Origin of the sequence: Streptomyces sp. NPDC093109 (genome assembly GCF_040701725.1) — a bacterium.
Classification (GTDB): domain Bacteria; phylum Actinomycetota; class Actinomycetes; order Streptomycetales; family Streptomycetaceae; genus Streptomyces.
In genome coordinates this window covers 1-6,154 of the sequence record NZ_JBFBEZ010000091.1, presented here as the reverse complement: position 1 = coordinate 6,154, position 6,154 = coordinate 1, and the positions used below count along the sequence as shown (strand labels likewise).

Sequence of the window (6,154 nt, the reverse complement as noted above, 5' to 3'; positions counted from 1 at the left end):
ACATCACCCCCACCCACCGCACCCCGCGACACCCACACCAACCGCACACCCGCAAACCGGGCCTCACCCAACCACCACCGCAACTGCTCCAACACCCGCCCCACCAGCACATGCGCCGCCCCCGCCACATCCACACCGGGAACGCTCTCTCGCGTCAGCGGAATCAGTACGGCATCGGGCAGCGGCTCGCCGGCCTCGGCCAGCGCCGACAGGTCAGTGTGCGTACCGATCTCGGCCCCGGTGCCCTCCAGGGCTGCCACCAGGCCGATAGAGTCGGGGCCAACCACAGCCACCTTCACCGACTCCGCAGCCGCCTCAGTCACCCGCACCGGCACCGGCGTCCACTCCACCCGGAACAACGCGTCCCGCACCGACGCCCCGGAGTCGCGCGCGGCCTCGGTCGACAGCGCGCGCGTCGTCAGCGAGGCCACCGAGGCGACTGGCGCGCCGGTCGGATCGGCCATGGCGATGGAGACCGTGCCATCGGCGGTGTCACGGGCCAGCCTCACCCGTACGGCGCGCGCGCCGGAAGCCCACAGCGACACACCGCCCCAGGAGAACGGAACCTCGCCCTCGCCCTCCGATCCATCGGGCGAAGGCGAGTCCAGGAACCGGGCTGCGTGCAGCCCCGCGTCCAGCAGCGCGGGGTGCAGGCCGAACGCGTCGGCGTCCGCCTGGACGGCATCCGGCAGCGCGATCTCCGCGAAGACCTCCCCGTCCCGCCGCCAAGCCGCTCGCAAGCCCTGGAACACCGGCCCGTACGCGAAGCCCTCGGCGGCCCGTGACGCGTAGAACCCGTCCAGCTCCACCGGATCCGCACCGGCCGGCGGCCAGGCCGTGGCATCGAAACCGGCCGTCGCGCGCGATCCACCGGCCGTATCCGCCATATCCGCCGCATCCGAGGCGTCCGCGACCAGTACCCCCGTCGCGTGCAGAGTCCACGGCGTCCTGCCCTCGACTCCGTCCTCGGCCCCGACCTCGGCCGCGGCTTCCGTTCCGCCCTCGGCTCCCTGCTCCGGTCCGTGCTCGGGACGTGAGTGGACCGTGACCGTACGCCGCCCGTCGCCGTCCGCGACACCGACCCGTACCTGCGTCCGTACCGCACCGCGCTCGGGCAGCGCCAGCGGTGCCGCGAGTGTCAGCTCCTCGACACGGTCGCAGCCCACCTCGTCACCCGCGCGGACGGCCAGCTCCAGCAACGCCGTGCCCGGCAGCAAGGTGCGCCCCATGACCACGTGGTCCGCGAGCCAGGGGTGTGACCGTGTCGACAGCCTGCCGGTGAAGAGCACGCCTTCCTCGTCGGCCAGTTCGACCAGCCCGCTGAGCAGCGGATGGCCGGCCGAGGTCAGTCCGAAGGCCCCGGCATTCCCGGCGCCCCCCGAACCGCCGAAGCCACCCGGACCGCCGGACGGCCAGAACGGCCGGTGCTGGAAGGCGTACGTCGGCAGCTCCACCCGGGCCGCGCCGGTGCCCGCGAAGTACCGGGCCCAGTCGACGGCGACCCCGCGCACATGGAGGTGCGACAGTGCGGTGACGGCCGACTGCTCCTCCGGCCGGTTCTTCCGGAGAAGCGGTACGGTGACGGCCTCGTCCGGGAGCGACTCGCGCGCCATGGCGGAGAGCACGCCGTCCGGGCCGAGTTCGAGGAACGTCGTCACGCCTTCGTCAGCCAAGGCGCGCACCCCGTCGGCGAAGCGGACCGCCTCGCGGACGTGCCGTACCCAGTACTCCACCGAACACAACACATCGGGCTCGCCAAGCCCACCCGTCAGATTCGAGATCACCGGAAGGGACGGCTCGGCGAAGACCAGCCCCTCCACCACCGTGCGGAAACCGTCGAGCATCGGATCCATCAACGCTGAGTGGAAGGCATGCGACACCTTCAGCCGGCTCGTCCGGTGCCCCCGCTCCGCCAGAAGCTCCGCCACACCCGCCACGGCCTTCTCGGTGCCCGAAATGACCACGGCCGAGGGTCCGTTCACCGCGGCGATCGACACATCAGCCGACAGCAGCGGCGCCACCTCCTCCTCGGAGGCGCTTACCGCCACCATCGCACCTCCGGCCGGCAGCGCCGCCATCAGTGAAGCACGCGCCACCACCAGACGACACGCGTCCTCCAAGGACAGGACACCCGCCACATGCGCGGCAGCCACCTCACCCACCGAGTGACCGCCCACGAAGTCCGGAACCACCCCCCAGGACTCCACCAACCGGTACAACGCCACCTCGACAGCGAACAACACCGGCTGGGCAACACCCGTACCATTCAACGCATCGGCGTCATCACCCCACATCACGTCCCGAAGCGACCCACCCGACCCACCCGGCTCGCCCAGCTCGCCCAGCTCGCCCTCGAACAGCCCCAACACCGCGTCCAACGCACCCGCGAACACCGGGAACCGCCCGTACAGCTCCCGGCCCATCCCCAACCGCTGCGAACCCTGCCCCGAGAACAGCACCGCCGTCCGCCCACCTGGCACCACCGAGCCCAGTACCGAGGCCGCGTCCTGCTCCCCGACCGCCAGCGCGGCCAGCGCGCGCACGGTGTCCGCCGGCTCGCCCGCCGCCACCACCGCGCAGTACTCGAACCGTGAACGGCCTGTGGCCAGCGACAGTCCGACGTCCACCCGGCGCAGCTCGGGCCGTGCCTGGATGTGCGAAAGGAGCCGGGCCGCCTGGCCGCTCAGCGCTTCGGGCGTCCTGCCGGCGAGCACCCACGGCACAACTCCCGGCACCTCCCCTGCCGACGCCACGCCACCCGCCGCGCCGGCCTCGTTCGCTCTGCCGGTCGGCTGCTCCAGAACGACATGGGCATTCGTACCGCTGATCCCGAACGACGACACACCCGCCCGCCGGGCCCGACCGGCCTCGGGCCACTCCGTGTGCTGTGTCAGCAGTTCGACCGCGCCCGCCGACCAGTCGACGTGGGAGGAGGGCTCGGTGACATGCAGGGTCCGTGGCAGTACTCCATGGCGCATCGCCATGATCATCTTGATCACTCCGGCCACGCCCGAAGCCGCCTGAGTGTGCCCGAGGTTGGACTTCACCGACCCGAGCAACAGCGGCTGCCCGCCCTCGCGATCACGCCCGTACGTGGCGAGCAACGCCTGCGCCTCGATCGGGTCGCCCAGCGTCGTCCCCGTACCGTGCGCCTCCACCGCGTCCACATCGCCCACGGACAGGCCACCACTCGCCAACGCCTGCCGGATCACCCGCTGCTGCGACGGACCATTCGGCGCTGTCAGACCATTCGACGCACCATCCTGGTTCACCGCCGAACCCCGCACCACGGCCAACACCTCATGGCCATGCCGCCGAGCGTCCGACAAACGCTCCAACAGCAGCATCCCCACGCCCTCGGACCAGCCCACCCCGTTGGCCGACTCCGAGAACGCCTTGCACCGGCCGTCGGGGGCCATGCCCCGCTGCCGCGAGAACTCGACAAAGGTGTCGGGGACCGCCATCACCGTCACACCGCCCGCGAGCGCCAGCGAGCACTCACCGGCCCGCAGCGCCTGTGCCGCCAGATGCAGCGCCACCAGGGACGACGAACACGCCGTGTCCACCGTCATCGCAGGTCCCTCGAAGCCGAAGGTGTACGAGATACGCCCCGACGCGACGTTCAGCGCGCTGCCCTGGCCCTGGAAGCCCTCAAACTCTTTGCCGGTCAGCGCTGTCCCGTATGCGTTGTACATCACGCCCGCGAACACACCGGTCCTGCTGTCGCGCAACGCGTGCGGATCGATGCCCGCCCGTTCGATCGCCTCCCACGACGCTTCGAGCAGCAGCCGTTGCTGTGCGTCCGTCGCCATCGCCTCACGCGGACTCATCCCGAAGAACTCCGGGTCGAACTCGGCGGCGTCGTACAGGAATCCGCCGGAGCGGGAGTACGACGTGCCGCTGTGTTCCGGGTCGGGATGGAACAGCCCGTCGAGGTCCCAGCCGCGGTTGGCCGGGAAGTCCGAGACCACGTCGGCGCCCTCGGTGACCAGCCGCCACAGGTCCTCGGGGGAGGCGATGCCGCCCGGATAGCGGCAGCTCATGCCCACGATCACCACCGGATCGTCGGCGAGGGATCCCGGGGGCAAGGACGCACCCGTTCCGTCTGCCGTGTGCGCCGCGTCCGCTGCTTCCGCCGTGTCCGCCGTGTCCGCCGTGTCCGCTCCGAGCAGTTCGACGAGCAGATGGTCCGCGAGCGCGCCGACCGTCGGGTAGTCGAAGACCATCGTGGCCGGCAACCTGAGGCCCGAGGCCGCGCTGAGGCGGTTGCGCAGCTCGACCGCGGTCAGTGAGTCGAAGCCGAGATCCCGGAAGGCACGGTCGGCGTCGATGCCGGCCCCGCTCGGGTGTCCCAGCACCGACGCTGCCTGGCCACGTACGAGATCCAGCAGCGCCTTGACCCGCGCCGCCCGCCCGAGGCCAACCAGCCGCTCCGCCCACCCGGCCCCGCCCGAACCCGCGCCCGCGCCCGCCCCGGCGATCACGGCCCGCCTGGCCCCCGTACGTACAAGACCGGTCAGCAGCCTCGGTACGGCGCCACGCGCCCTCAGGGCCGGCAGATCGAGCCGTACGGGTACGACGAGGGCCTCGCCGGTGGCCAGCGCGGCGTCAAAGAGAGCGATGCCCTGGCCGGGCGTGAGCAGGGTCATTCCCGCCTCGGCTCCCCGTCGCAGCTCACGCTGGTCGAGGCCGCCCGTCATGCCCGCCGACTGGTCCCAGGCACCCCACGCGAGCGACACCCCTGGCAGGCCACGGGCACGCCGGTACGCGGCCAGGGCGTCGAGGAAGGCGTTTCCGGCGGCGTAGTTGCCCTGCCCGGCGCCACCGAACGTACCGGCGACGGAGGAGAAGGCGACGAAGGCGTTGAGGTCGAGGTCCTGGGTGAGTTCGTGCAGATGCCAGGCCGCGTCCGCCTTCGGCCGCAGGACCGTGCTCAGCCGCGCCGGAGTCAGCGACCCGATCACCCCGTCGTCCAGCACCCCCGCCGTATGAACGACAGCCGCCAGCGGATGCGCGGACTCCACACCGGCAAGCAGCTCCGCCAAAGCCGCACGGTCCGACACATCACACGCGACAACCGAGACCACGGCACCCTGTTCCGTGAGTTCTGCCGCGAGCGCCTCCGCACCCTCGGCAGCCGCTCCACGCCGACTGGTCAGCAGCAGCCGCCGTACGCCGTGCTCCGCGACCAGATGGCGCGCGACGAGGCTGCCGAGGCCGCCCGTACCACCGGTGATCAGCACGGTGCCCCCGGGTTCCCCGAACGCGCCGTTCGTGGACTGTCCCTCCCCCGCTGCCGCTCCCCCAGGCGGTGTGAACCGTGCGAGGCGCGCGGCGAGAAGGCCGTCGGCCGTGACCAGCACCTGCGGCTCGTCGGAGTGCAGGGCCTCGGGAGGAAGAACCGGGGTGCCGCTGTCGCCGGGCGCGAGGTCGATCAGGCCGAAGCAGCCGGGATGCTCCGACTGCGCCGACCGCACCAGCCCCCACACCGCGGCCGCCGCCACATCGGTGACGTCGCGCGCGTCACCGGCCGCCACAGCGCCACGGGTGACGAATACCAGCCGCGAGCCCGCGAACCGTTCCTCGGCGAGCCACTGCTGGAGCAGTTCCAATGTGTGGGCGGCGAGTACGTGGGCGGACTCGGCCGTGTGGTCCCCCGAGGGAGCGGCCAGGCCGACCAGCACCAGGTTCGGTACGGGGGACTCCACCAGCGCGAGCGCGGCGAGGGCTGCGAAATCGGCGAGATCGGCGTACGGGGTGACAGCGACGTCCGGGTTGCGCAGGGCGTCGGTGATTCCGATGCTGTCCGGCCCGATCAGGGCGATGGCGAGGCCGCCCGCCCCCAAGGCGCCGACGGACGAGGACGAAGACGACGGCAGCGGCACCAACGTCTCCGCTGGCACCCAGTCGACGACGAACAGCCCGTCGCGGGCGAGCGGTTCGGCACCGCTCCACTGCCGGCCGGACACCGGCCGTACGAGCAGGGTGGCTACGGAGACGACCGGCGTCCCCGAGGGATCGGCGGCCTCGATCGACATCGCGTCAGCGCTCCCGCCGACCGGTGCGAGGCGTACGCGGAGTGTGGTGGCGCCGGTCGCGTGCAGCGTCACCCCCTCCCACGAGAACGGCAACCCACCACCGGCCCCACCATCCC

The 6,154-nt window shown here is 71.9% G+C and carries 1 protein-coding gene; it reads right to left on the bottom strand.

The annotated features are described in order from the left end of the window. A partial coding sequence (locus AB0389_RS37530; protein ID WP_366400078.1) for an SDR family NAD(P)-dependent oxidoreductase occupies nucleotides 1-6,110 on the bottom strand: 6,110 nt, incomplete at its 3' end. Nucleotides 6,111-6,154 lie beyond the last annotated feature (44 nt).